Annotated in this window: 20 protein-coding genes; 16 read left to right on the forward strand and 4 right to left on the reverse strand. The window is 45.4% G+C overall.

Going from position 1 to position 21,419, the window contains the following annotated elements; translation table 11 throughout:
- Nucleotides 1-280 precede the first annotated feature (280 nt).
- Nucleotides 281-1,753, reverse strand: a complete 1,473-nt coding sequence (locus tag AACR11_RS22640) for a dihydrolipoyl dehydrogenase (RefSeq protein ID WP_029789971.1) — start codon at nt 1,751-1,753, stop codon at nt 281-283.
- 216 nt (nt 1,754-1,969) lie between these two features.
- The gene (locus AACR11_RS22645) at nt 1,970-2,698 is read right to left on the reverse strand and encodes a redoxin family protein (protein ID WP_005451494.1); all 729 of its coding nucleotides are present in this window, start codon (nt 2,696-2,698) and stop codon (nt 1,970-1,972) included.
- Between the two features lie 174 nt (nt 2,699-2,872).
- Here AACR11_RS22645 and oxyR point away from each other — a divergent pair, with 174 nt between their 5' ends.
- Entirely contained in the window at nt 2,873-3,781 is a 909-nt protein-coding gene (gene oxyR, locus AACR11_RS22650) for a DNA-binding transcriptional regulator OxyR (protein ID WP_005451495.1), read from the forward strand.
- Nucleotides 3,782-3,847: 66 nt separating this feature from the next.
- Here the strand turns inward: oxyR and AACR11_RS22655 are convergent, their stop codons facing one another.
- Nucleotides 3,848-6,418 (reverse strand): penicillin-binding protein 1A, encoded by a 2,571-nt coding sequence (locus AACR11_RS22655; RefSeq protein WP_029789969.1) that lies wholly within the window; start codon nt 6,416-6,418, stop codon nt 3,848-3,850.
- 178 nt (nt 6,419-6,596) lie between these two features.
- Between AACR11_RS22655 and pilM the strand changes: the two genes are divergently transcribed.
- From pilM to rplI, 13 genes are all read left to right on the forward strand, one after another.
- Entirely contained in the window at nt 6,597-7,613 is a 1,017-nt protein-coding gene (gene pilM / locus AACR11_RS22660; RefSeq protein WP_029789968.1) for a type IV pilus assembly protein PilM, read from the forward strand.
- Entirely contained in the window at nt 7,597-8,172 is a 576-nt protein-coding gene (locus tag AACR11_RS22665) for a PilN domain-containing protein (RefSeq protein ID WP_005451499.1), read from the forward strand. The genes pilM and AACR11_RS22665 overlap by 17 nt, the downstream gene beginning before the upstream one ends.
- The gene (locus AACR11_RS22670; protein ID WP_005451500.1) at nt 8,165-8,758 is read left to right on the forward strand and encodes a type 4a pilus biogenesis protein PilO; all 594 of its coding nucleotides are present in this window, start codon (nt 8,165-8,167) and stop codon (nt 8,756-8,758) included. Before AACR11_RS22665 ends, AACR11_RS22670 begins: the two co-directional genes overlap by 8 nt.
- A complete protein-coding gene (locus AACR11_RS22675) occupies nt 8,748-9,263 on the forward strand; it encodes a pilus assembly protein PilP (protein ID WP_029789967.1) in 516 nt (171 codons plus the stop codon). The genes AACR11_RS22670 and AACR11_RS22675 overlap by 11 nt, the downstream gene beginning before the upstream one ends.
- Nucleotides 9,264-9,297: 34 nt before the next feature.
- Nucleotides 9,298-11,049: a type IV pilus secretin PilQ gene (locus AACR11_RS22680; RefSeq protein ID WP_005451505.1), complete on the forward strand. Its 1,752-nt coding sequence runs from the start codon at nt 9,298-9,300 to the stop codon at nt 11,047-11,049.
- Between the two features lie 189 nt (nt 11,050-11,238).
- Nucleotides 11,239-11,757: a shikimate kinase AroK gene (gene aroK, locus AACR11_RS22685; protein WP_005451507.1), complete on the forward strand. Its 519-nt coding sequence runs from the start codon at nt 11,239-11,241 to the stop codon at nt 11,755-11,757.
- A gap of 31 nt (nt 11,758-11,788) precedes the next feature.
- Nucleotides 11,789-12,889: a 3-dehydroquinate synthase gene (gene aroB, locus AACR11_RS22690; RefSeq protein ID WP_009697563.1), complete on the forward strand. Its 1,101-nt coding sequence runs from the start codon at nt 11,789-11,791 to the stop codon at nt 12,887-12,889.
- A gap of 53 nt (nt 12,890-12,942) precedes the next feature.
- On the forward strand, nt 12,943-14,445 hold the full coding sequence (locus AACR11_RS22695; protein ID WP_029789966.1) for an AAA family ATPase: 1,503 nt from the start codon (nt 12,943-12,945) through the stop codon (nt 14,443-14,445).
- Between the two features lie 69 nt (nt 14,446-14,514).
- Nucleotides 14,515-15,354 carry a Dam family site-specific DNA-(adenine-N6)-methyltransferase gene (locus tag AACR11_RS22700; RefSeq protein ID WP_005451513.1) on the forward strand — a complete coding sequence of 280 codons (840 nt, stop codon included), beginning with the start codon at nt 14,515-14,517 and terminating at the stop codon, nt 15,352-15,354.
- Nucleotides 15,355-15,453: 99 nt separating this feature from the next.
- On the forward strand, nt 15,454-16,125 hold the full coding sequence (gene rpe / locus AACR11_RS22705; protein WP_005451514.1) for a ribulose-phosphate 3-epimerase: 672 nt from the start codon (nt 15,454-15,456) through the stop codon (nt 16,123-16,125).
- Between the two features lie 257 nt (nt 16,126-16,382).
- The gene (gene rpsF / locus AACR11_RS22710; protein WP_005451516.1) at nt 16,383-16,763 is read left to right on the forward strand and encodes a 30S ribosomal protein S6; all 381 of its coding nucleotides are present in this window, start codon (nt 16,383-16,385) and stop codon (nt 16,761-16,763) included.
- A gap of 288 nt (nt 16,764-17,051) precedes the next feature.
- Entirely contained in the window at nt 17,052-17,279 is a 228-nt protein-coding gene (gene rpsR / locus AACR11_RS22715; protein ID WP_000090472.1) for a 30S ribosomal protein S18, read from the forward strand.
- A 32-nt stretch (nt 17,280-17,311) separates the two neighbouring features.
- On the forward strand, nt 17,312-17,764 hold the full coding sequence (gene rplI / locus AACR11_RS22720; protein WP_005451518.1) for a 50S ribosomal protein L9: 453 nt from the start codon (nt 17,312-17,314) through the stop codon (nt 17,762-17,764).
- Between the two features lie 78 nt (nt 17,765-17,842).
- Here rplI and AACR11_RS22725 read toward each other — a convergent pair whose 3' ends face one another.
- Complete coding sequence (locus AACR11_RS22725) at nt 17,843-18,607, reverse strand: DUF481 domain-containing protein (protein ID WP_009697565.1); 765 nt, start codon at nt 18,605-18,607, stop codon at nt 17,843-17,845.
- Nucleotides 18,608-18,927: 320 nt separating this feature from the next.
- Here AACR11_RS22725 and AACR11_RS22730 point away from each other — a divergent pair, with 320 nt between their 5' ends.
- Both AACR11_RS22730 and alr read left to right on the forward strand, forming a co-directional pair.
- On the forward strand, nt 18,928-20,328 hold the full coding sequence (locus AACR11_RS22730) for a replicative DNA helicase (RefSeq protein WP_005451521.1): 1,401 nt from the start codon (nt 18,928-18,930) through the stop codon (nt 20,326-20,328).
- 13 nt (nt 20,329-20,341) lie between these two features.
- On the forward strand, nt 20,342-21,418 hold the full coding sequence (gene alr / locus AACR11_RS22735; RefSeq protein ID WP_005451522.1) for an alanine racemase: 1,077 nt from the start codon (nt 20,342-20,344) through the stop codon (nt 21,416-21,418).
- Nucleotide 21,419 lies beyond the last annotated feature (1 nt).

The raw sequence follows: 21,419 nt of genomic DNA on the forward strand, positions 1-21,419 counted from the left end.
TTAGCTTGGTCAAAATTGTGTAGCACGTAATTGATGTATGGTGCGCTGTCAGCCTGACAATAGGAAAAATAATAATGTCGACAGAACTTAAAGTAGCACTTGGTTTAGCGGGTAGCTTTTTCACGATTGGATTAACAGCCATTGTGTTGGTGAGTCGCTATGCAATGATGACTGCATAACCACAGATCTATTGATTCTTGAATTGATAAAGCTGAAAGAAGAAAGCCTCGTCTATGACGAGGCTTTTTGTTTATCGATGTTAAGGATAATGAGGGCAGGATTAGCAACCAGGACCACAGTCTAGGCAGTGCTTGATTGTCTCTGGACCTAAGTGAAGTTTTGCATTCAAATCTCGCAGTGCGGTGCGAACGCCTTCTTCAATTACTGGGTGGTAAAACGGCATATCCAACATTGCTGAAACTGTCATTTTATTTTGATGTGCCCAAGCGAGCAGGTGGGCTAAGTGCTCGGCGTTTGGTCCCATCATTTCTGCGCCCAAGAAGCGTCCGGTGCCTTGTTCTCCGTACACATGCAATATACCTTTATTGCGTAGCATCACTCGTGAGCGACCTTGGCTTTCAAACGAGACCTCTCCGGTTGCGAAACAGCCGCAGGTGCCTAAACGTGCTTCCAATTGCTTAAAGGTTTCACCAACCATGGCAATTTGTGGATCAGAGAATACAGCAGAAATAGGCGAGCGGCGCAAACCTGCACGAATATCTGGAAAGCGGCCAGCGTTATCACCAGCAATACGACCTTGGTCTGCCGCTTCATGAAGCAGTGGAATTTGGTTACTTGCATCACCTGCGATGAAGATGCTCTCTACCGAAGTTTGCAATGTATAGTGATCCGCCGTTGGTACGCCGCGCTCATCTAATGCCACACTGGTGTTTTCAATCGCGAGCTTATCCACATTCGGGCGACGACCTGTAGCTGCCAATACGTAATCGGCAATAAAGGTTTCTAGTTCACCATCGTGGTTGATGAACTGAATTTCGACCTTATCTTCACCGTTATTTTTTGGCGAAGCAATACGTTTCATGCTTTCGATTTTTACATCGGCATCAAGGTAAAACTCTTCTTTGAATGCTTTATCGGCGTACGCCATCACTTCAGGGTCCGTCAATGGTCCTACTTGACCACCAAGACCAAATAGCTTCACATTCACTCCTAAACGATGCAGCGCTTGACCCAATTCAAGACCAATGACACCTGGACCAAATACTGCAACGGATTCTGGCAAGTCATCCCAATCGAATACATCATCGTTAATGACTAGGCGATCGCCGAGCTCATTCCATACCGCTGGGTATGCTGGACGTGAGCCTGTTGCGATCACAATGCGTTTTGCGGTGATCTGAGTGTGGTCATTAACGACTAGCGTATTGTCATCAATAAACTTGGCATAGCCTGAAACTTTATCTTCAGCAGGGATCTCATCGACGCCTTCCAACACAAAGCCAACAAAGCGGTCACGTTCACGCTTTACTCGATCCATTACTTCACTACCGTTAATGTAAATCTCGCCTTGTGGGTGCACGCCGAAACCTGGTGCTTTCTCGATTTGATGTACGCTTTCTGCTGCAGCGATCAAAAGTTTTGAGGGCATACAACCTACACGAGCACATGTTGTGCCGTAAGGACCACCTTCGATCATCACAACACTGTCTGTGTGTGCTTTTGCTGCGCGGTATGCACCAAGACCTGCTGTACCACCACCAATGATTGCTACGTCAACATTTAACTGTTTCATAATGGATTCTCGTTTTGTCCAAACTGAGTTGAGATGACTAAGTTTAGAAGAGTGAATTTGAGTTCATTAATCTTGATAGTCCGAAGAAGAGCAGTGATCAAGACTAAGCATAGGAAGTGATTGAGGGGGTAGTCTCCCGGGCGAGGGATGCTCCGGGAGACTGAGGGCTGAGTTCTGGACAGCTAAATTGCCAACCCAAGCCCATTAGGCAAATTATTAACCTAGGTAAGCTTCTAATTCTTCGCTACCACCGATGTGTTTACCACCGATGAACACTTGAGGAACCGTCGTACGACCCGAAATTGCACGTAGACTGACTGTTGTTGCGTCTTTACCCAAAATCACTTCTTCATATTGAAGACCGTGGTCAATCAGATTTTGTTTCGCTTTCATGCAGAAAGGGCAACCTGGTTTAGTGAACACAGTGATCGATTCTTGAGTTTTGTACTCAGGTGCTACGTAGTTCATCATTGTGTCTGCATCAGAAACTTTGAACGGGTCGCCTGGTTCGTTTGGTTCAATAAACATTTTCTCAACCACACCGTTTTTCACTAGCATGCTGTAACGCCATGAACGCTTGCCGAAGCCGATGTCGTTTTTGTCTACTAGCATACCCATGCCATCTGTGAACTCACCGTTACCATCTGGGATGAAAGTGATGTTTTCAGCTTCTTGGTCAGCTTTCCATGCATTCATTACAAACGTGTCGTTTACTGATACACATAGAATCTCATCCACACCATGCTCTTTAAATACTGAGAATAACTCGTTGTAACGAGGTAGGTGGCTTGACGAACAGGTTGGAGTAAACGCACCTGGCAAGCTGAATACGATAACCGTTCTGTCTTTAAACAGTTCATCCGTGGTTACGTTCACCCATGCGTCACCTTTACGAACAGGAAAAGTAACTTGTGGTACAGCTTGACCTTCTTTTGATGCAAACATGATGATTTCCTTTTTAAATTTATGAAATAATTCGTTTTCGAGCTTAGCGTTATTTGTCGCTCAGTTTCGTTTTGTTGAGCTCATTATTGAAAAAAAACTTTGATAGCTCTAATCGTTTAATGCTATGGTTTTGATAGATTATTTCTATCGCCAAACAAGAAGCGAATCGTACGTATGAATATCCGAGATTTTGAGTACTTGGTGGCGCTTGCGGAGCACAAGCATTTTCGAAAAGCAGCAGAAGCCTGTTTTGTTAGCCAACCAACTTTAAGTGGCCAGATTCGAAAACTGGAAGACGAACTTGGTACAGCCTTACTAGAAAGGAGCAGCCGTCGAGTGCTGTTTACTGATTCTGGTTTGCAATTGGTGGAGCAAGCAAAACGCATCTTAAGTGAAGTGAAAACTTTCAAAGATATGGCGAGCGGTCAAAGCGGTGCGATGACCGGTCCAATGCACATTGGCTTTATTCCAACCGTTGGTCCTTACCTATTGCCAAAAATAGTCCCTCGACTGAAAGAAGAGTTTCCTGAGTTAGAACTGTTTTTACATGAGGCTCAAACCCACCAACTGGTACGTCAGTTGGAAGAAGGTAAGCTTGATTGCCTTGTACTAGCGTCAGTTGATGAAACAGCTCCGTTTAAAGAGATTGAGGTCTATAACGAGCCGTTGAGTGTTGCTGTACCTTGCGATCACGAATGGGCTGGTTTAGACCATATAGACATGTTGGATCTTAATGGTCGAACCGTTTTGGCGCTAGGAGATGGTCACTGCCTACGCGACCAAGCACTTGGTTTTTGCTTTGCTGCAGGAGCAAAAGATGACGAGCGCTTTAAAGCCACTAGTCTAGAAACATTACGTAATATGGTTGCGGCGGGCGCAGGTATCACGTTATTACCACAGTTATCTGTACCGCATGAGAAGAAGAAGGATGGTGTCTGTTATGTCCCTGCAATTAATCCAACGCCTTCGCGCAGCATTGTTTTAGTTTATCGTCCGGGCTCTCCACTGCGTGCTCGTTTCGAAACCTTGGCTGCAACGATTAAAGGGGTACTAGAGGCTCAGGAAGACTCTATTGCCGCTTAAGCGCAAGTTAATATAAGAAAAGGGAGCCCAATGGCTCCCTTTTTTGTTTTATCTGATGAGTGGTTGTTAGAACAACTCTTCTGAGCTGCTACCACCACCTGAATAGATACTGTCTTCTAAACTGTTACCGACGTACTCAGTTGGCTCAGTTCCTTTCTCAAAATATTCGAACATGGATGAACCATCGACTTTATGAGTCAGAAGGCCGCTATCACGATCAATACGAACACGGACGATATCTTCTGGGATGTTTTTCGCTTTTTGAGGCGTACCTTCAAGTGCGACGCGCATGAAATCAATCCAAGCTGGCTCAGCTGTCTTCGCCCCCGATTCCGCACCAGAAATCTGTCCTTTACCAAGGTTGCTGTTCACAGTCGTTCGACCTAGAGTGCGAGAGTGATCGTCAAAGCCAACCCATGCAATAGCGACAATGCCCGGACCGTAACCGTTATACCATGTATCTTTTGAATCGTTGGTTGTACCGGTTTTACCGCCAATATCGCGGCGTTCGAGTTTCTGAGCGCGCCAACCTGTGCCGTTCCAACCGGTACCATCACGCCAGCTACCGCCGCCCCAAATGTTGCTGTACATCATCTCACGCATTAAGAATGCGTTTTGTGCTGAGATAACTTGCTTCGCATATTGTGGTGTATTGTCTTCTAATGCGTTGTCTGATGTTGGCTCATCCATTGCGATATCTTGCTCGCCAAACTCTGCGGCAAACTTATCTTCAACCGGCGCTTCTTGCTCCATTTGAGGGCAATCATGCTGACAGATAACTTTTGGATTGGCTTTAAATAGCACTTCACCGAAAGAGTCTTCAACGTGGTCAATGTAGAATGGTTCAACATAGTAACCACCGTTGGCAAAGACCGAGTAACCTTGTGCTACTTTCATCGGTGTTAAGCTACCCGCACCAAGCGCAATAGTCTCTGAACGCGGCACTTCGTTGATATCAAAACCAAAGCGAGTCAGGTATTCGCGAGTCGCATCTAAGCCTACTTCACGCAAAGTGCGCACCGCCATTACGTTTTTCGATTGTGCTAAACCGATACGTAGGCGAGTAGGACCAATGTATGTCGGTGGTGAGTTCTTCGGACGCCATGCCGAGCCAGAACCTGCATCCCATTTGTTGATTGGAGCATCGTTAACTAATGATGCCAGCGTTAGACCTTTATTGATCGCAGCAGAGTAGATGAAAGGCTTAATACTTGAACCTACCTGACGGACCGACATGGTCGCACGGTTAAATTTGCTATGGACGAAGTTAAAACCACCAACGAGAGAAAGTACCGCACCATTTTCTGGGTTCATTGCGACAAACGCGGTGTTTGCATTTGGCACTTGGCTCAACTTCCAATTGTTGATGGTGTCGCCATCTTTGTCAGTTGTGCTGACTTCGCGAACCCAAACTTGCTGGCCGACTTCTAGGATCTCTTGCGCTGATTTTGGTGCTGCGCCTTGGCGTTCATCAGTCAGGAACTTACGAGCCCAGCTCATGCCTGTCCAAGCGAGAGTTTGTTCGTCGTTGTTTTTCACCCAAACTTGTGCCGTTTTACCGTCTACTTTGGTCACAACCGCTGGATAAAGTTGACCATATGTTGGCTGCTTCTTCAGATGCTTCTCAATCTGCTCTGTATCCCAAGCAGGTTCGCCTTGTTTCCACAGTACTTTCTCTGCTCCGCGATAGCCGTGACGTTCATCGTAAGCAAGGATATTGTTGATGGATGCTTTGTTTGCTGCGTCTTGAAGCTTGGAATCTACCGTCATGTAAATGTTCAAACCAGACGTATACGCTTTGTCTGCACCGTATTCTTTTACTGCCCAAGAACGTGCTAGTTCTGCGACGTATGGGGCAGACAGTTCGATTTCAGCGCTATGGTAGCGTGCCACAATTGGCTCTGAGCGTGCTTCATCGTATTGCGCTTGAGTGATGTATTTCTCATCCAGCATACGCATCAACACCACATTACGACGCTTTGTCGCTCGCTCTAGTGAGTAAAGTGGGTTCATGGTTGATGGCGCTTTTGGCATACCTGCTAACGTAGCAATCTCGCTGAGAGTCAGTTCATTCAAACTCTTACCGAAATAAACCTGAGCGGCTGCACCAAAACCGTAAGAGCGGTAGCCAAGGAAAATCTTGTTAACGTATAGCTCCATGATCTCTTGCTTTGTCAACAACTGCTCAATGTGAATCGCAATGAAGATCTCTTTTACTTTACGCATGATTTTCTTCTCATTTGATAAGAAGAAGTTACGCGCTAGCTGTTGAGTGATGGTACTCGCACCTTGTTTTGCAGAACCAGATAACGCCACCACAACAGCAGCACGAGTAATACCGATTGGATCGATACCAGGGTGCTCATAAAAGCGGCTATCTTCGGTCGCAATCAGCGCGTGAATCAAATCTTGCGGAATTTCGTCGTAGGTAACAGGAATTCGGCGCTTCTCGCCAAACTGTGCGATCAGTTTCCCATCTTGACTAAAAACCTGCATAGGTGTTTGTAATTCAACATCTTTTAGGGTTGCAACATCTGGCAATTCAGGCTTCACGTACTGATAGAAGCCAAAAATTGTGGTGACTCCAAGAATTATGCAAATCAATGTTAAAAATAATAAACGCTTTATGAACTTCACCGGAGAATCCCTGATTGGTTGAGGCTGTGTAACGGCAAACCCTTGTACTCTTAGGTCAAAAATTTAGCACATAAGAGGTATTAACTCCTATTTGGGTGCTAATAACAACCTTTGCACGAAGAAAATTCTCTGTGCGCTAACTACATAAGCACGCAGGAATTTCGGAGCGAGAGTAGAGATGGATAAGCTATTAGTTACGGGCATAGATATTGGCCATAACAGCCTCAAAGCCGTGGTACTTAAACCCAATGGCAACAGTTACGCCTTATTGGGTTACAAAGAAATAATACTTAAGGAAGGTATTGTCGCTGAAAATAACACCATAAATCATCAAGAAATTGTAAAGACCCTTAAAGAGATAAGAAAAGAGCTGCCATTTTGGGCTCGACGGGTCGCAATTTCTGTTCCTGACAATGCCGTGATCAGCAAGAAGCTGCAAATTGAGCAGAACTTGGAGGAGAGTGAGAAAGAGTTTGCCGTGGTGCAAGCTTTCTCGCATCAATCCCCATTTCCTGTTGAAGAGCTCAGTCTTGATTTTGTAAAGCTTGATGCCGATGAGCAGATGCGTGGAACAGACGGTTATCAAGTATTCGCGACTCGCAAAGATGTCGTTGAAACTCGTGTCGATGCTCTGCAAAAGTCAGGCTTGAAAACCGTGCTGGTGGACGTGCATTCACAAAGTTTAGGGCATATATGGAAACTGGCTGTCGAGCGCTTCCCTGAAAAGAGCAAGTATTGCTTGTTGGATATCAGTGCATTGAGCAGCTCTTTCACCATGTTTACAGAGCAGAGTGAATTGTTCCACAAGGAATTTCCTTACGGCACGCGCACTTCAAATGATCTATTTCAGCAAGACCCTCTTGCTGAAGACACGCAGGTTGCTACCGAGCAGTTTAATCGACAAATCGTTGATCGTGTAAAGCGCCAGATTCAGCTCTATACCTCGATTAATGGAAGTCAAGACATCAAAGGCATTTGGTTGTCTGGTGAAGGTGCAGCTACGCCAATGTTAGCAGAAGAACTTTCAAGTCAGTTGGCATTGGAGTGTGAGTTGCTTAATCCGCTCGGTCTATTCGAGATGAAAGTATCGAAACGCAAACGCCGTGCAGCAGATTGGCAGCATTTTACTGCGGCTGCGGGCTTAGCGGTTAGAGGTATTCAATGGCTAGGAGGCAAACATGCTGTATCACATTAACCTCCTTGCATGGCGTGAGAATCAACGTGAAGAACACCGCCGCCGCTTTCTCAGTTTGATCGTCTTGGGGGTGATTGTTGCGTTGGGCGTGCAATGGGGCATTGGTAAGTTCTATCAATATCAGCAGGATCAACAACAGCAGCGCCTTGATTATTTGGCGCACTATATCTCCCAGCTTGATAAACGAATCGAAGCGATGAAGATTGCAGAACAAGAGCACAGCAAGATCTTGGAGAGGTTAAAGATCGTTGAAGGTTTGCAAAATGGGCGTAATAAAACCACGGAGTTCATGAACCTGATGCCGTCGGTGATCCCTGAAGGAGTCTACGTCGATAAGATCAAAATGAATGATTATGAAATTGAAATCTCGGGTATCTCTGATAGTACACCTCGCTTGGCCACCATGCTCGACAACATGGAGCGTTCAGCCAAGCTGCTAGATGTCGACATGCATTCTATCGTTCATGGTAAAGCGCGTTTTGGGAAAGAGTTTCAGACTTTCAAAGTTTCCTTCATGTTCAAAGACGCCTCGGTGAAAGGAGGTAACCAACATGGTTAATTGGCAAGATCTAGAAATGGATGAGATCGCTGAGTGGCCATTGGTGCCTCAGATAGTAGTGATCTTGTTGTTAGTTGTGCTGATTCAAGGCCTTGGTTATTGGTTTTATTTAAAGCCAGAGCAAGAACAGCTGAATAACCTTATTCAAGAAGAACAAACCTTAAAAGTTGCGTTACGGATCAAAGCGAACAAAGTCGCTGCTTTGCCTCAATTGCAATCGCAACTTGATGAGCTTACTACTCGATACGAATTGCTACTGCAACAACTGCCTGCACAGAAAGAGCTGGCAACCATGTTGGCTTCGGTGAATGAACTCGGAATTGATAATAAGTTGACGTTCACCCGAATCGACTGGGGTGATAAGCAATCAGAACATTTCCTTTATCGTTTACCGCTCGACATTGAGTTGACAGGGGATTTTCATGATATCGGTCGTTTCTCCCAAGCGATTGCGACGTTGCCACGCATCATCACTTTTAAAGACGTGACTTGGCAGCGTGTCAGCCAAGAGAGTGAAACTCTGCACTTTCGTGTGAAAGCAAACACTTACCAGTTCAAACCAGAGGTGAAGAAAGATGAGAAGTAAATCTTTGCTGATGGTGTGTATTGCTGGCGTTTTGACTGCCTGCCAAGCCAATGATGAATCACTGACGGAATTTATTCGTGACGTGGAGAACCAAGCTCGCCGTGATGTCACCAAACTGCAGCCTGTTGAAGAGTATGTTGTCGTTAACTACGAACCCGAAATATTGCGTGCACCTTTCGAATTGCCAAAAGAGGCAACGATTGCAACTCAACCTGTTGCAAGAAAAGACTGCTGGCAACCTCCTTCAAGAAAGCGAACGGGCAAATTGGAAAGGTTTCCTCTTGCGCAACTGCGCTTGAAGGGTGTGATGGGTATCGGCAGCAGTGTTTCTGGGTTGGTTCAGGCTCCGAATGGCACTGTTTACAAAGTAAAACCTGGTCAATACCTCGGACGCAACAATGGCAAGATTACCCATGTATCCCACAACTATTTATTGATTAATGAAACCTTGCCAGACGGTTTGGGCTGTTGGCAAAAACGCAAAGTTAAGTTGGCTTTGAGATAGGCATAGCTGCATTTATTTTTGATATTGAGTAATGATGAAAATGAGACAAGGATTAACACTGACACCAAGGAAGCTAACAGGGCTCTTCTCTTTATGGTTGTTTCTACTTTTAGCCCCTTTAGTCGCAGCGGAAGAAGTAAAGTCTAACTCGCTTAAGAGCATCGACTTCCGTACTAATAAAGATAAAGACGCGGTTATCGTCGTAGAGCTTGCATCGCCAGCTGCTATTGTTGATATCAAGCGTGTGCAAGAAGGTTTAAGTATCGACTTGCTCAATACGTCAGTTAAAGACGATCAGCTTTATCTACTTGATGTAAAAGACTTCTCTACAGTGGTAGAGAGTGTTGAGGTTTTCCGCGATACCTCTACGACGCGTTTGGTCGCTTACATTGATGAAGATTATACCCATGACTATCGCCTCACAGGGCGTTATCTAGAGGTGAAGGTTGGTAAGCTCAAAGCCAACGAAAAAGCACCAGACAAAAGTATTCTGGAAAAAGAAGGCAAGTTGATTTCGATTAACTTCCAAGATATTCCGGTGCGAAATGTGCTGCAGCTTATTGCTGATTACAACCAGTTTAACCTTGTGGTTTCAGACTCAGTTGAAGGGAACCTGACCTTGCGTTTGGACGGCGTACCTTGGCAACAAGTGCTGGATATCATCCTTCAAGTCAAAGGCTTGGATAAGCGTGTAGATGGTAACGTTATTTTGGTTGCTCCGAAGGATGAGCTCGATCTGCGCGAGAAGCAACAACTAGAAAAACAAAAGCTTGAACAAGAAATGGGTGAACTTTCTTCTGAAATTATCAAAGTGAATTTTGCGAAAGCATCGGATATTGCAGAGATGATTAACGGTGAAGGTAACATTAGTATGCTTTCTGATCGTGGCAGCATGACGATTGATGAGCGTACTAACTCATTATTGATCCGTGAGTTGCCGGAGAATATTCAAGTAATTCGTGAAATCATTGAATCATTAGATATCCCAGTAAAACAAGTTCAGATTGAAGCACGTATCGTGACTATCAATGAAGGTAACATGGATGAACTTGGCGTTCGCTGGGGCTTCACATCGATTAATGGTAGTCATACGGTTGGTGGATCGATCGAGAACAACCTTGCAACTATTGGTCTCTACGATGGCGGCGGTGGCGACGGCGATGGCGAAGACGGTGGCGGCAGTGTTGGTATTGATGACTTCCTGAACGTTAACCTTGCTGCAACCAGCCCTAATGCAACCAGTATTGCTTTCCAAGTTGCAAAACTAGGGTCTGATACTTTGTTGGATTTGGAGTTGTCTGCGCTGCAACAAGAATCAAAAGCAGAAATCATTTCTAGTCCGCGTTTAATTACTACCAATAAGAAGCCAGCTTATATTGAACAAGGTACAGAAATTCCTTACCTAGAATCCTCTTCCAGCGGTGCGACATCCGTAACGTTCAAAAAAGCGGTGCTGAGCTTAAAAGTGACACCGCAGATCACGCCTGATAACCGTTTGGTACTGGATTTGAGTGTTACGCAAGATAGACCGGGTCAAGTGGTAAAAACTGGTACCGGTGAGGCAGTTGCGATTGATACTCAGCGTATTGGCACTCAAGTATTGGTGAATAATGGTGAGACGGTTGTGCTTGGTGGTATTTTCCAACACAGCATTACAAACTCCGTCGATAAGGTACCTTTATTAGGTGATTTACCGCTGTTAGGGGCACTTTTCCGTCGAAGTTACGAAAATGTCGGTAAAAGTGAGTTGCTGATTTTTGTTACGCCTAAAGTGGTGATTCAGTAAGACTCAGCGAGTAAAAAATCGATTAGATCAAAAATAAAGTTGCATTAGTGGCACCATGCTTGGATAATTTCGGGTCTTATCACGAATTATCTGTGAGGAATTGGTGCCACAAGCCTTGTAGAACAGCAGTTTGGCTGTGTGTTTCTTGTGGCGATCTTATTGAATTAACGTTGTAAATTATCGCTAAATATGGCTGAGAAACGTAATATTTTCCTTGTTGGCCCAATGGGTGCCGGCAAAAGTACAATTGGTAGACATCTAGCACAGCAACTGCATATGGAGTTCGTAGACTCTGATACAGTGATCGAAGAACGCACTGGTGCAGACATTGCTTGGGTTTTTGATGTAGAAGGCGAAGAAGGCTTCCGTAAGCGCGAAGAAGCGGTACTTGAAGACCTAACTCAAGAGCAAGGCATCGTGCTAGCAACAGGCGGTGGTTCTGTTAAGAGCAAAGAAAACCGTAACCGTCTTTCAGCACGTGGTGTTGTTGTTTACCTAGAAACAACTATTGAAAAGCAACTTGCGCGTACAAACCGCGACAAGAAGCGTCCTCTACTTCAAACTGAAAACCCTCGTGAAGTGTTGGAAAGTTTGGCAGGCGAACGTAACCCTCTATACGAAGAAGTAGCGGATTACACAGTTCGTACTGACGATCAGAGTGCAAAAGTGGTAGCCAACCAGATCGTAAAAATGCTAGAAGAGAGATAAGCATTTATCTTTTTCAAATTGGAGCACACCGATGGAACGGATTACGGTCAATCTAGCAGAGCGTAGCTACCCAATCTCAATTGGCGCCGGGTTATTTGAAGACCCGGCGTACCTTTCTCAAATTCTTTCAAGCAAAAACGCAAACCAGAAAGTGGTTGTGATCAGTAATGTTACGGTCGCGCCTCTGTATGCGGATAAAATTCTTAGCCAACTAAAACAGCTCGGTTGTGATGCATCCCTGCTTGAATTGCCAGATGGCGAACAATACAAAAGCTTAGACGTATTTAATCAAGTCATGAACTTCCTGCTAGAGGGGAGTTATGCTCGTGATGTGGTGATTATTGCGTTAGGTGGTGGTGTTATTGGCGACTTGGTGGGTTTTGCTTCGGCGTGTTACCAACGTGGTGTTGATTTCATTCAAATCCCTACCACATTATTGTCTCAAGTGGATTCATCAGTAGGTGGTAAAACCGCAGTTAACCATCCGCTGGGCAAAAACATGATTGGTGCTTTCTACCAACCTAAAGCCGTTATCATCGATACCAACTGCCTATCGACACTGCCAGAACGCGAGTTTGCAGCGGGTATTGCAGAAGTGATCAAATACGGCATCATTTACGATCCTGCTTTTTTCGATTGGCTAGAAGAGAATCTAGAACGATTGTATGCACTTGACGAAGAGGCGCTAACTTACGCTATTGCACGTTGTTGTGAAATCAAAGCGGAAGTGGTTGCTCAAGATGAGAAAGAGTCGGGCATTCGAGCGCTGTTGAACCTGGGGCATACCTTTGGCCATGCCATTGAAGCTGAACTTGGCTATGGTAACTGGCTACACGGTGAAGCGGTATCTTCGGGTACGATTATGGCGGCGAAAACATCTCATTTGCGTGGATTAATTTCGCAAGAGCAGCTTGATCGCATCATTTCCATTATGCGCCGAGCAAAACTGCCAGTGCATACGCCAGATAGCATGACTTTTGATGACTTCATGACGCACATGATGCGCGACAAAAAAGTATTGTCTGGTCAATTACGCTTAGTTTTACCTACGGGTATTGGTAGTGCCGAAGTCATTGCTGATACGCCGCAAGACATAATCAAACAAGCTATCGACTTCGGTCGAGACATTTAACCTTGTAATGGCGCCTTGGGGCGTCATTCTTGTAGTTTATTAAGGTTATTTAGATGAGTTTCGCTCACGTTCTTGAATTGGATTCACAAACCGAGTTATTAGACCGATTAGGCTTATTAACTAACTTTGCGTCTAATCTGATCGCTGTTAATGGTCAAGCCGGGTACGGAAAATCTTGGTTGGCACAGCGATACCTTGAGCTCGGTGCCAGTAACAAAAATCAATGTTTGTTACTTTGTCATTCAAATCAAGATGATGTGCAGCGTCGCATGCTTATCTTGAGTCAGATCGTCTCGGATGCGTTGTTCAATCAGCAAGATACTTTGCTCGATAGCTTGGAGAGAATCTTAGGTGATGACACGTGCGATATTGCCATCGTGGTCGATGATGCGCATTTGTTGAGTGAAAACCTAGTTTCAGAGTTATGGATGCTAGTGCTTGCAGCGCAAGCCAATCCAAATTGGAAAATCAACGTCTTACTGTTCACGCAAACTGGGCGTTTAGAGTCAGTATTGTCGCGTATTAGCTACGGACAAGAGTACAAGCCAGTTGAACTCGATATTGATATGCTGTCAGAAGTTGAAGCTCGTCGCTTTTTTGAGTCGCTAGTGATTCGATATGTCGATGATGACTCTGAAAAACGCGTTCGAGATGCATTCAAGAAAGTTGACCCGGTACCGGGTGACATCATGGCTTTAGGAGAGATGAAAGTGGAAAAAAGGATCATTATCCGCTCAATTGTCGGTTCGCCCCTTAACATTGCACTCGTTGTGCTGGTATTACTTTTGTTGGCGGCTGGTGGATATTGGTGGATGTATAATCAACCAAGCCCTGATGATAAAGCGCAGCAAATCACTGGAGTCATTGAGCAAACTGCCATTCCAACTCTAAACGAGCCAGAGGCTCAAATCAGTCGTGCAGATTCATCGATGGATGATGGCTCAGAGCCTTCGGATGATACTAACCTGACAGACGCTACGGATGATTCAGATGCTCTTCCTCCAGCGGTAACGAGTGAAGTAGCGAGTGTCGGCAGCGAAGATAAGCAGCAACGCGTTGTGATTGAGTCGGATGTCGTTGACGCACTTCTAGAAGGCAAGCCTGAAGCAGCCGATACCACTAACATTGAAACGGTTGTCGAAGAATCGATCCCTCAAGCGAAAAGCGCATCAAGTTCCTCATTGATCAATGTGGTTCAAACCGGTCAGCAGCCTGAAGCAGAGAAAGCGACGTCTGGAAAACCGATAGTGAAGTTCTCTTTTGCTCGAGAAGAGCTGAAAGCACTATCGCCTCGTGCTTACACTTTACAGTTGGGGGCAATGACGGCGATGGAGGATGTACAAGCGTTCCTTGATAAGTACGACTTAAATGGTCAGGTGAGAATTTATCCAACCGTTCGTAGCGGAACAGAGTGGTACATTATCACTTACCAAGATTACCCTACGATTCAGCTGGCGCGAGACGCTGTTGAAAGCTTACCAGATGCACTTAAATCGGTGAGTCCATGGGCAAAATCACTGGGTCAAGTACATCGAGAAATTGATCGCGTGAAATAATCCTGAGCTTCGTTGAAAAATATGTTACATTCCGCAGCCTTAATTTTTGGTCGATAGATAGAGCAGTAGATGAAAAAGCAACGAGCCTTTCTTAAGTGGGCAGGAGGAAAATACGGTCTGGTTGAAGACATCCAACGTCATTTACCACCGGCTCGAAAGCTAGTTGAACCTTTTGTTGGTGCTGGCTCGGTTTTTCTAAATACCGACTATGACCACTATCTACTGGCGGATATTAACCCCGACCTGATTAATCTCTATAACTTACTAAAAGAGCGTCCTGAAGAGTACATCTCAGAAGCGAAGCGCTGGTTTGTTGCAGAGAACAATCGCAAAGAAGCGTACTTGAATATTCGCGCCGAGTTTAATAAAACAGATGACGTGATGTACCGCTCGTTGGCGTTCCTATACATGAACCGCTTTGGCTTTAATGGCTTATGTCGTTATAACAAAAAAGGCGGCTTTAATGTCCCGTTTGGTTCTTACAAAAAGCCTTATTTCCCAGAAGCGGAGCTAGAATTCTTTGCTGAAAAAGCAAAGAAAGCGACGTTCGTATGTGAAGGTTACCCAGAAACGTTCAGTCGAGCGCGTAAAGGCAGTGTGGTTTATTGCGATCCACCGTACGCACCGTTGTCGAACACGGCGAACTTTACCTCTTATGCTGGCAACGGCTTTACGCTGGATGATCAAGCTGCATTGGCTGATATTGCAGAGAAAGCCGCAACTGAACGTGGTATCCCTGTTCTGATCTCAAACCATGACACGACATTAACGCGTCGCCTTTATCATGGTGCGGAGCTTAATGTCGTAAAAGTGAAGCGAACCATCAGTCGTAATGGCAGTGGCCGTAATAAAGTTGACGAGTTGCTGGCGCTATTTCGTGCACCTGACGCGGACAAATCTGACTCTTAATTCTCACACTATTGCATTGAAATAGTGGATCTCCCCACTGGCTTCGGTAGAATTGCGCGCAAATTGTTTGCTGTTTGCTCGCCACTACTGAGGTCAGGTATGAAAGATTTTCTAATTGCTCCATCCATTTTATCGGCTGATTTTGCTCGTCTCGGTGAAGACGTAGAGAAAGTTCTCGCAGCGGGTGCGGATGTGGTGCACTTCGACGTTATGGATAACCACTATGTACCAAACCTGACGTTTGGTGCTCCAGTGTGTAAAGCGCTACGTGATTACGGCATCACAGCTCCAATTGATGTACACCTAATGGTGAAGCCAGTCGATCGCATCATTCCTGATTTCGCGAAAGCAGGTGCATCAATGATTACTTTCCACGTTGAGGCATCTGAGCACGTAGACCGTACGCTTCAACTAATCAAAGAGCACGGCTGTAAAGCTGGCGTGGTTCTAAACCCTGCAACCCCACTTGCTCACCTTGAGTTCATTATGGATAAAGTTGACTTGATCCTACTGATGTCAGTTAACCCAGGTTTTGGTGGTCAATCATTCATTCCTCACACATTAGATAAACTGCGCGCAGTGCGTAAGATGATTGATGAGTCTGGTCGTGATATTCGCCTAGAAATCGATGGTGGTGTGAAGGTGGACAACATTCGTGAAATCGCAGAAGCGGGCGCAGATATGTTTGTTGCGGGCTCTGCGATTTTCAGTGAGCCAGATTACAAGCAAGTGATCGATAAAATGCGCGCTGAGCTTGCAGAAGCAAAATAAGCGCGGATAAACACGCTCTTAAACTAGCGCGTTAACGCTATGATTTGAAAGGCTGCCACCGTACCGGCAGCCTTTGTTGTTTCTAGTGCGAACCGAGAAAAAATATCCATCGCGGTGTGCAAATAATCACTTGCCTATTTTGCGTCCTTTCTGTACTATTCGTGCTCCTTAAAACTCAGTCAATTTTCTTTAGTTCCTTGCTTCCTCTGGACGACTGAGCCATTTGTGGAAGCTGAATAATCCGTAAGGAGCAACCAATGCGTCATTACGAAATCGTATTCATGGTGCACCCAGATCAAAGCGAGCAAGTTGCTGGCATGATCGAGCGTTACACTGGTTCAATCACTGAAGCTGGCGGTAAAATCCACCGTCTAGAAGACTGGGGTCGTCGTCAACTGGCTTACCCAATCAACAAGCTTCACAAAGCTCACTACGTTCTAATGAACGTTGAAGCTGACCAAGCTGTAATCGATGAGCTAGAAACTGCTTTCCGTTTCAACGATGCAGTTCTACGTAACATGATCATGCGTACTAAAGCGGCTATCACTGAGCAATCTATCATGCTTAAGCAGAAAGAAGAGCGTGCTCCTCGTCGCGAAGAGCGTGCTGAAGCTAAGCCAGAAGCAGCTGCTGAGTAATTTTTCTTTTGACCATCCGGATGGTGCTACTTGGCTTCATTGCCAAATTGCCCATTCGTAATTAAGCCTATTGATAATAAGACACTGTTGGTTTCGGATAGAGTTTTACTCTGCAGATTTAGACAGGTAGTCGTCACTGGGCTTAGGTCACAAGTATTCACTCAGATTTAGTACAAGGCAGTAGCATTAAGATAAGTGAGCTTATCACTTGTCACTCCAATCGAAAGATTTAGGAAGTTAGTGTTATCGCCGACAACATTACTCAAATTTAAGATCAGGAGATAGCCCATGGCTCGTTTCTTCCGTCGTCGTAAATTCTGCCGTTTCACTGCAGAAGGCGTACAAGAGATTGATTACAAAGACGTAGCAACTCTTAAAAACTACATCACTGAAGCTGGTAAAATCGTTCCTAGCCGTATCACTGGTACAAGCGCTAAATACCAACGTCAACTAGCTCGCGCTATCAAGCGTTCACGCTACCTAGCTCTACTACCGTACACTGATAAGCATCAGTAATCGGTCGTTTTATTAAGAAAGAGGATTAAGCAATGCAAGTTATTCTACTTGATAAAATCGGTAACCTAGGTGGTCTTGGCGACACAGTAAACGTTAAATCTGGCTACGCACGTAACTTCCTTATCCCTCAAGGTAAAGCAGTTATGGCGACTAAAGGCAACGTTGAAATGTTCGAAGCTCGTCGCGCTGAACTAGAAGCTAAAGTTGCTGAGCAACTAGCTGCTGCTGAAGCACGTGCTGAGAAAGTTAACGCTCTAGAAGCAGTTGTTCTTGCTTCTAAAGCTGGTGACGAAGGCAAACTATTCGGTTCTATCGGTACTCGTGACATCGCTGAAGCTATCACAGCTGCAGGCGTTGAAGTTGCTAAGAGCGAAGTTCGCCTTCCTGAAGGTGCTCTACGTAACACTGGTGAGTTCGAGATCAGCGTTCAACTTCACTCTGAAGTTTTCGCTACAATCAACCTACAAGTTGTTGCTGCTGAGTAATTCAGTACCAAGCGAAATAGTAAAAAGCACCTCCTCGGAGGTGCTTTTTTTATGTCTGAATATGATGAAAAGCGGGAGTTAGAAGGCAAACAAAAGGTTGACGGAAAATACACTATCCGCCTTGCTCAAGCCCTCTGGCACTTTATCGTGATATTGGCGAGAGTGCGCTAATTTAAGAGCAATGTCTTCGGTAATGTCATTGGTAACACTAAGATCACTGTCGACACGCGTGTTACTTCTACCACTCACTAACGTGATATCTGCAGAAAGGCTCAAGTTATCAAGTGCATGCCACGTGGTATTGATGTTACCACGCAAGATCCCTTCTTGAACGATATCTGGAAAGACGATGTCATCATCATCAATCTCATCTAAATTTGGCTCTTGGTAGCGAAAACCAGGACCAATTTCTGCCTCAAGGGTGAAGTTTTCAGTATAAGCGAACTGGTAACCCAGACCGCCAGAAAGAGTGTAGTCTTTAAAGTAAGCACTGTAGCGTGAATCAACCCCTTTAAAACTGCCATACAAGTATGTCTTTGGACCTAACTTGTAGTCGGTTTGTGCGCTATAGGTCGAAGAGCGCTTGTCTTCTTCGCCATCTTTGTAAAGGTTGTAGTACTTCCATTCGCCATTAGAACGGTGGCGACCAGAAGTGTATTCAGCACTCAGACGAGCATTCAGGGAACGAGAGTCCGTGTTACCTGTGTGAGCTTGATAGCCGAACTCGACCTCAGTTTTTAGAGGATCGGGCACTTCAATTTCTTGCTCTGGCTTTACTGATTCTTCAGCGTACGATGCTCCCGTGCAAAGTAAGCTAAAGCCAAGTAACCAGTATCGGGACACAAAAACCTCGAACGTAAATAAAAAGGAGGGGCATGATACTGATACAGATGTTTTATTGGGTCAATGATAGGTTAATTTTTATTAGACCTAAGCGGTAGAACCTTGTTAGACACCTTTATGAAGGCGTTAAACTTTACAAACAATATGCTTCAGTACGGATTGATGAGATTCTATCGTAATCGAACAAATTCGCACTATAAAAAGCCACTTTTTAGTTCTTCACTTGTGGAATTCTTAACAAGTAATTGTCTCATGAGGGAAGCATCTTAGCTAAGTTTAAGGTTATAATCTTGGGTCATTAGTAGTTATCGAGCAAAGTCATGGCGGAAAACAGAAATCGCAAACCTTCAGACAGTCAGGTCGAAGCACTCAAGGTGCCACCTCACTCGCTAGAAGCTGAGCAATCAGTAATTGGCGGTCTATTACTAGACAATGAACGTTGGGACACCGTAGCCGAACGTGTTGTAAGTAGTGATTTCTATAGTCGTCCCCATCGCCTGATTTTTGAAGGGGTTAAAACCATTCTTGAAGATGGTAAGCCTCTCGACTTGATCACGTTATCTGAACACCTAGAGCGTCACGAACAATTGGAAGACGTGGGTGGTTTTGCCTACCTTGCTGATCTTGCCAAAAACACCCCAAGTGCGGCGAACATTAACGCGTACGCTGATATTGTCGCGGAGCGCGCGATTGTACGCGGTTTGATTGGTGTCGCGAACGAAATCGCTGATGCTGGTTACGATCCTCAAGGTCGAAGCTCAGAAGACTTAATTGATATGGCGGAGAGTAAAGTTTTCGCCATTGCAGAATCACGCACTAGCGAGAATGAAGGTCCACAAAACGTGGATAACATTCTGGAGAAAACACTAGAGCGAATTGAGATTCTATATAAAACCCCGCAAGACGGTGTGACGGGGGTAACGACCGGCTTTAATGACCTCAACAAGAAAACGGCAGGTCTACAAGGTTCGGATTTGGTTATCGTGGCGGCGCGTCCATCGATGGGTAAAACTACCTTTGCGATGAACTTGTGTGAAAACGCGGCGATGAGCCAAGACAAACCTGTACTTATCTTCTCGTTAGAGATGCCTGCTGAACAGCTGATGATGCGTATGTTGGCGTCCTTATCTCGTGTTGACCAAACGAAGATTCGTACTGGTCAGCTAGATGATGAAGATTGGGCGCGAATTTCTTCTACCATGGGCATTCTTATGGACAAGAAGAACATGTACATTGATGACAGTTCGGGTCTAACGCCAACCGAAGTGCGATCTCGTGCTCGTCGTATCGCTCGTGAGCATGGTGGTTTGTCCATGATCATGGTCGACTACCTTCAGCTAATGCGTGTGCCTGCTCTTTCGGATAACCGTACCTTGGAAATCGCGGAAATCTCGCGCTCACTTAAAGCGTTGGCGAAAGAGTTGAATGTGCCTGTCGTTGCGCTATCACAGCTAAACCGTTCCCTAGAGCAACGCGCAGATAAGCGTCCGGTTAACTCAGACTTGCGTGAATCGGGCTCTATCGAGCAGGATGCCGACTTGATCATGTTTATTTACCGTGACGAGGTTTACCATCCTGACAGCCCATACAAAGGCACGGCAGAAATCATTATTGGTAAGCAACGTAACGGTCCTATCGGTTCGGTTCGCTTAACATTCCAAGGTCAGCACTCGCGCTTTGATAACTACGCGGGTCCAGCATTTGATATTGATGATGAGTAATGCAATGAGCTACATGAAAGCCGCGATGGCATGCATTGACTTGTCAGCACTGCAGCACAACTTACAGCGAGTAAAAGAACAAGCACCAGACAGCAAAGTGATGGCCGTGGTGAAGGCGAATGGCTACGGTCATGGTCTTCGTCATGTAGCTAAACACGCTACTCATGCGGATGCTTTTGGTGTTGCTCGTATCGAAGAAGCCCTTCAGTTACGCGCTTGTGGCGTAGTAAAGCCGATTCTTTTACTTGAAGGTTTTTATTCGCCAGGTGATTTGCCTGTATTGGTGACGAACAACATTCAAACGGTCGTTCACTGTGAAGAGCAATTGACGGCGTTGGAGCAAGCAGAGCTTGAAACGCCAGTTGTCGTTTGGCTCAAAATCGATAGTGGCATGCACCGACTTGGTGTGCGTCCAGAACAGTACGATGAATTCATCACACGCCTTAAAGAGTGTCCAAACGTGGCGAAACCGCTACGTTACATGAGTCATTTTGGCTGTGCCGATGAGCTAGGTAATAGTATTACGACAGAGCAGATCGACTTATTTATGTCGCTTACCGCAGGCTGTCAAGGAGAGCGCTCTTTAGCGGCGTCAGCAGGCTTACTTGCTTGGCCGCAAAGCCAGTTAGACTGGGTTCGTCCTGGAATCATCATGTACGGCGTGTCTCCATTTGATGATAAAACGGCACAAGACATGGGCTATAAACCCGTCATGACACTGAAATCGCACTTAATCGCGGTACGTGAAGTGAAGAAAGGTGAAAGTGTCGGCTATGGTGGCATGTGGACCAGTGAGCGAGATACTAAAGTCGGTGTCATTGCTGTTGGGTACGGAGATGGTTATCCACGAACAGCACCGAATGGTACGCCAGTTCTTGTTAACGGACGCAAAGTACCAATTGCAGGTCGCGTTTCTATGGATATGCTGACGGTCGATTTAGGTCCAGACGCGACTGATAAAGTAAGCGACGAAGCTATTTTGTGGGGTATGGATTTACCAGTAGAAGAAGTGGCGAGTCACATCGGCACTATCGCTTATGAATTGGTAACTAAACTGACTTCTCGCGTCGAAATGGAATATTCGAAGTAAC

The sequence above is a fragment of the Vibrio sp. L85 genome, from assembly GCF_963871815.1.
Taxonomy (GTDB): domain Bacteria; phylum Pseudomonadota; class Gammaproteobacteria; order Enterobacterales; family Vibrionaceae; genus Vibrio; species Vibrio harveyi.

Excerpts from the sequence above, each read along its gene's own strand:
- oxyR (WP_005451495.1), top strand. The coding sequence starts at position 2,873 with ATGAATATCCGAGATTTTGAGTACTTGGTGGCGCTTGCGGAGCACAAG.
- AACR11_RS22670 (WP_005451500.1), top strand. The coding sequence starts at position 8,165 with ATGGTTAATTGGCAAGATCTAGAAATGGATGAGATCGCTGAGTGGCCA.
- rpsF (WP_005451516.1), top strand. The coding sequence starts at position 16,383 with ATGCGTCATTACGAAATCGTATTCATGGTGCACCCAGATCAAAGCGAG.
- AACR11_RS22665 (WP_005451499.1), top strand. The coding sequence starts at position 7,597 with ATGCTGTATCACATTAACCTCCTTGCATGGCGTGAGAATCAACGTGAA.
- pilM (WP_029789968.1), top strand. The coding sequence starts at position 6,597 with ATGGATAAGCTATTAGTTACGGGCATAGATATTGGCCATAACAGCCTC.
- rplI (WP_005451518.1), top strand. The coding sequence starts at position 17,312 with ATGCAAGTTATTCTACTTGATAAAATCGGTAACCTAGGTGGTCTTGGC.
- rpe (WP_005451514.1), top strand. The coding sequence starts at position 15,454 with ATGAAAGATTTTCTAATTGCTCCATCCATTTTATCGGCTGATTTTGCT.
- AACR11_RS22645 (WP_005451494.1), bottom strand. The coding sequence starts at position 2,698 with ATGTTTGCATCAAAAGAAGGTCAAGCTGTACCACAAGTTACTTTTCCT.
- AACR11_RS22700 (WP_005451513.1), top strand. The coding sequence starts at position 14,515 with ATGAAAAAGCAACGAGCCTTTCTTAAGTGGGCAGGAGGAAAATACGGT.
- AACR11_RS22640 (WP_029789971.1), bottom strand. The coding sequence starts at position 1,753 with ATGAAACAGTTAAATGTTGACGTAGCAATCATTGGTGGTGGTACAGCA.
- AACR11_RS22695 (WP_029789966.1), top strand. The coding sequence starts at position 12,943 with ATGAGTTTCGCTCACGTTCTTGAATTGGATTCACAAACCGAGTTATTA.
- AACR11_RS22730 (WP_005451521.1), top strand. The coding sequence starts at position 18,928 with ATGGCGGAAAACAGAAATCGCAAACCTTCAGACAGTCAGGTCGAAGCA.
- aroB (WP_009697563.1), top strand. The coding sequence starts at position 11,789 with ATGGAACGGATTACGGTCAATCTAGCAGAGCGTAGCTACCCAATCTCA.
- AACR11_RS22675 (WP_029789967.1), top strand. The coding sequence starts at position 8,748 with ATGAGAAGTAAATCTTTGCTGATGGTGTGTATTGCTGGCGTTTTGACT.
- rpsR (WP_000090472.1), top strand. The coding sequence starts at position 17,052 with ATGGCTCGTTTCTTCCGTCGTCGTAAATTCTGCCGTTTCACTGCAGAA.
- aroK (WP_005451507.1), top strand. The coding sequence starts at position 11,239 with ATGGCTGAGAAACGTAATATTTTCCTTGTTGGCCCAATGGGTGCCGGC.
- alr (WP_005451522.1), top strand. The coding sequence starts at position 20,342 with ATGAAAGCCGCGATGGCATGCATTGACTTGTCAGCACTGCAGCACAAC.
- AACR11_RS22680 (WP_005451505.1), top strand. The coding sequence starts at position 9,298 with ATGAAAATGAGACAAGGATTAACACTGACACCAAGGAAGCTAACAGGG.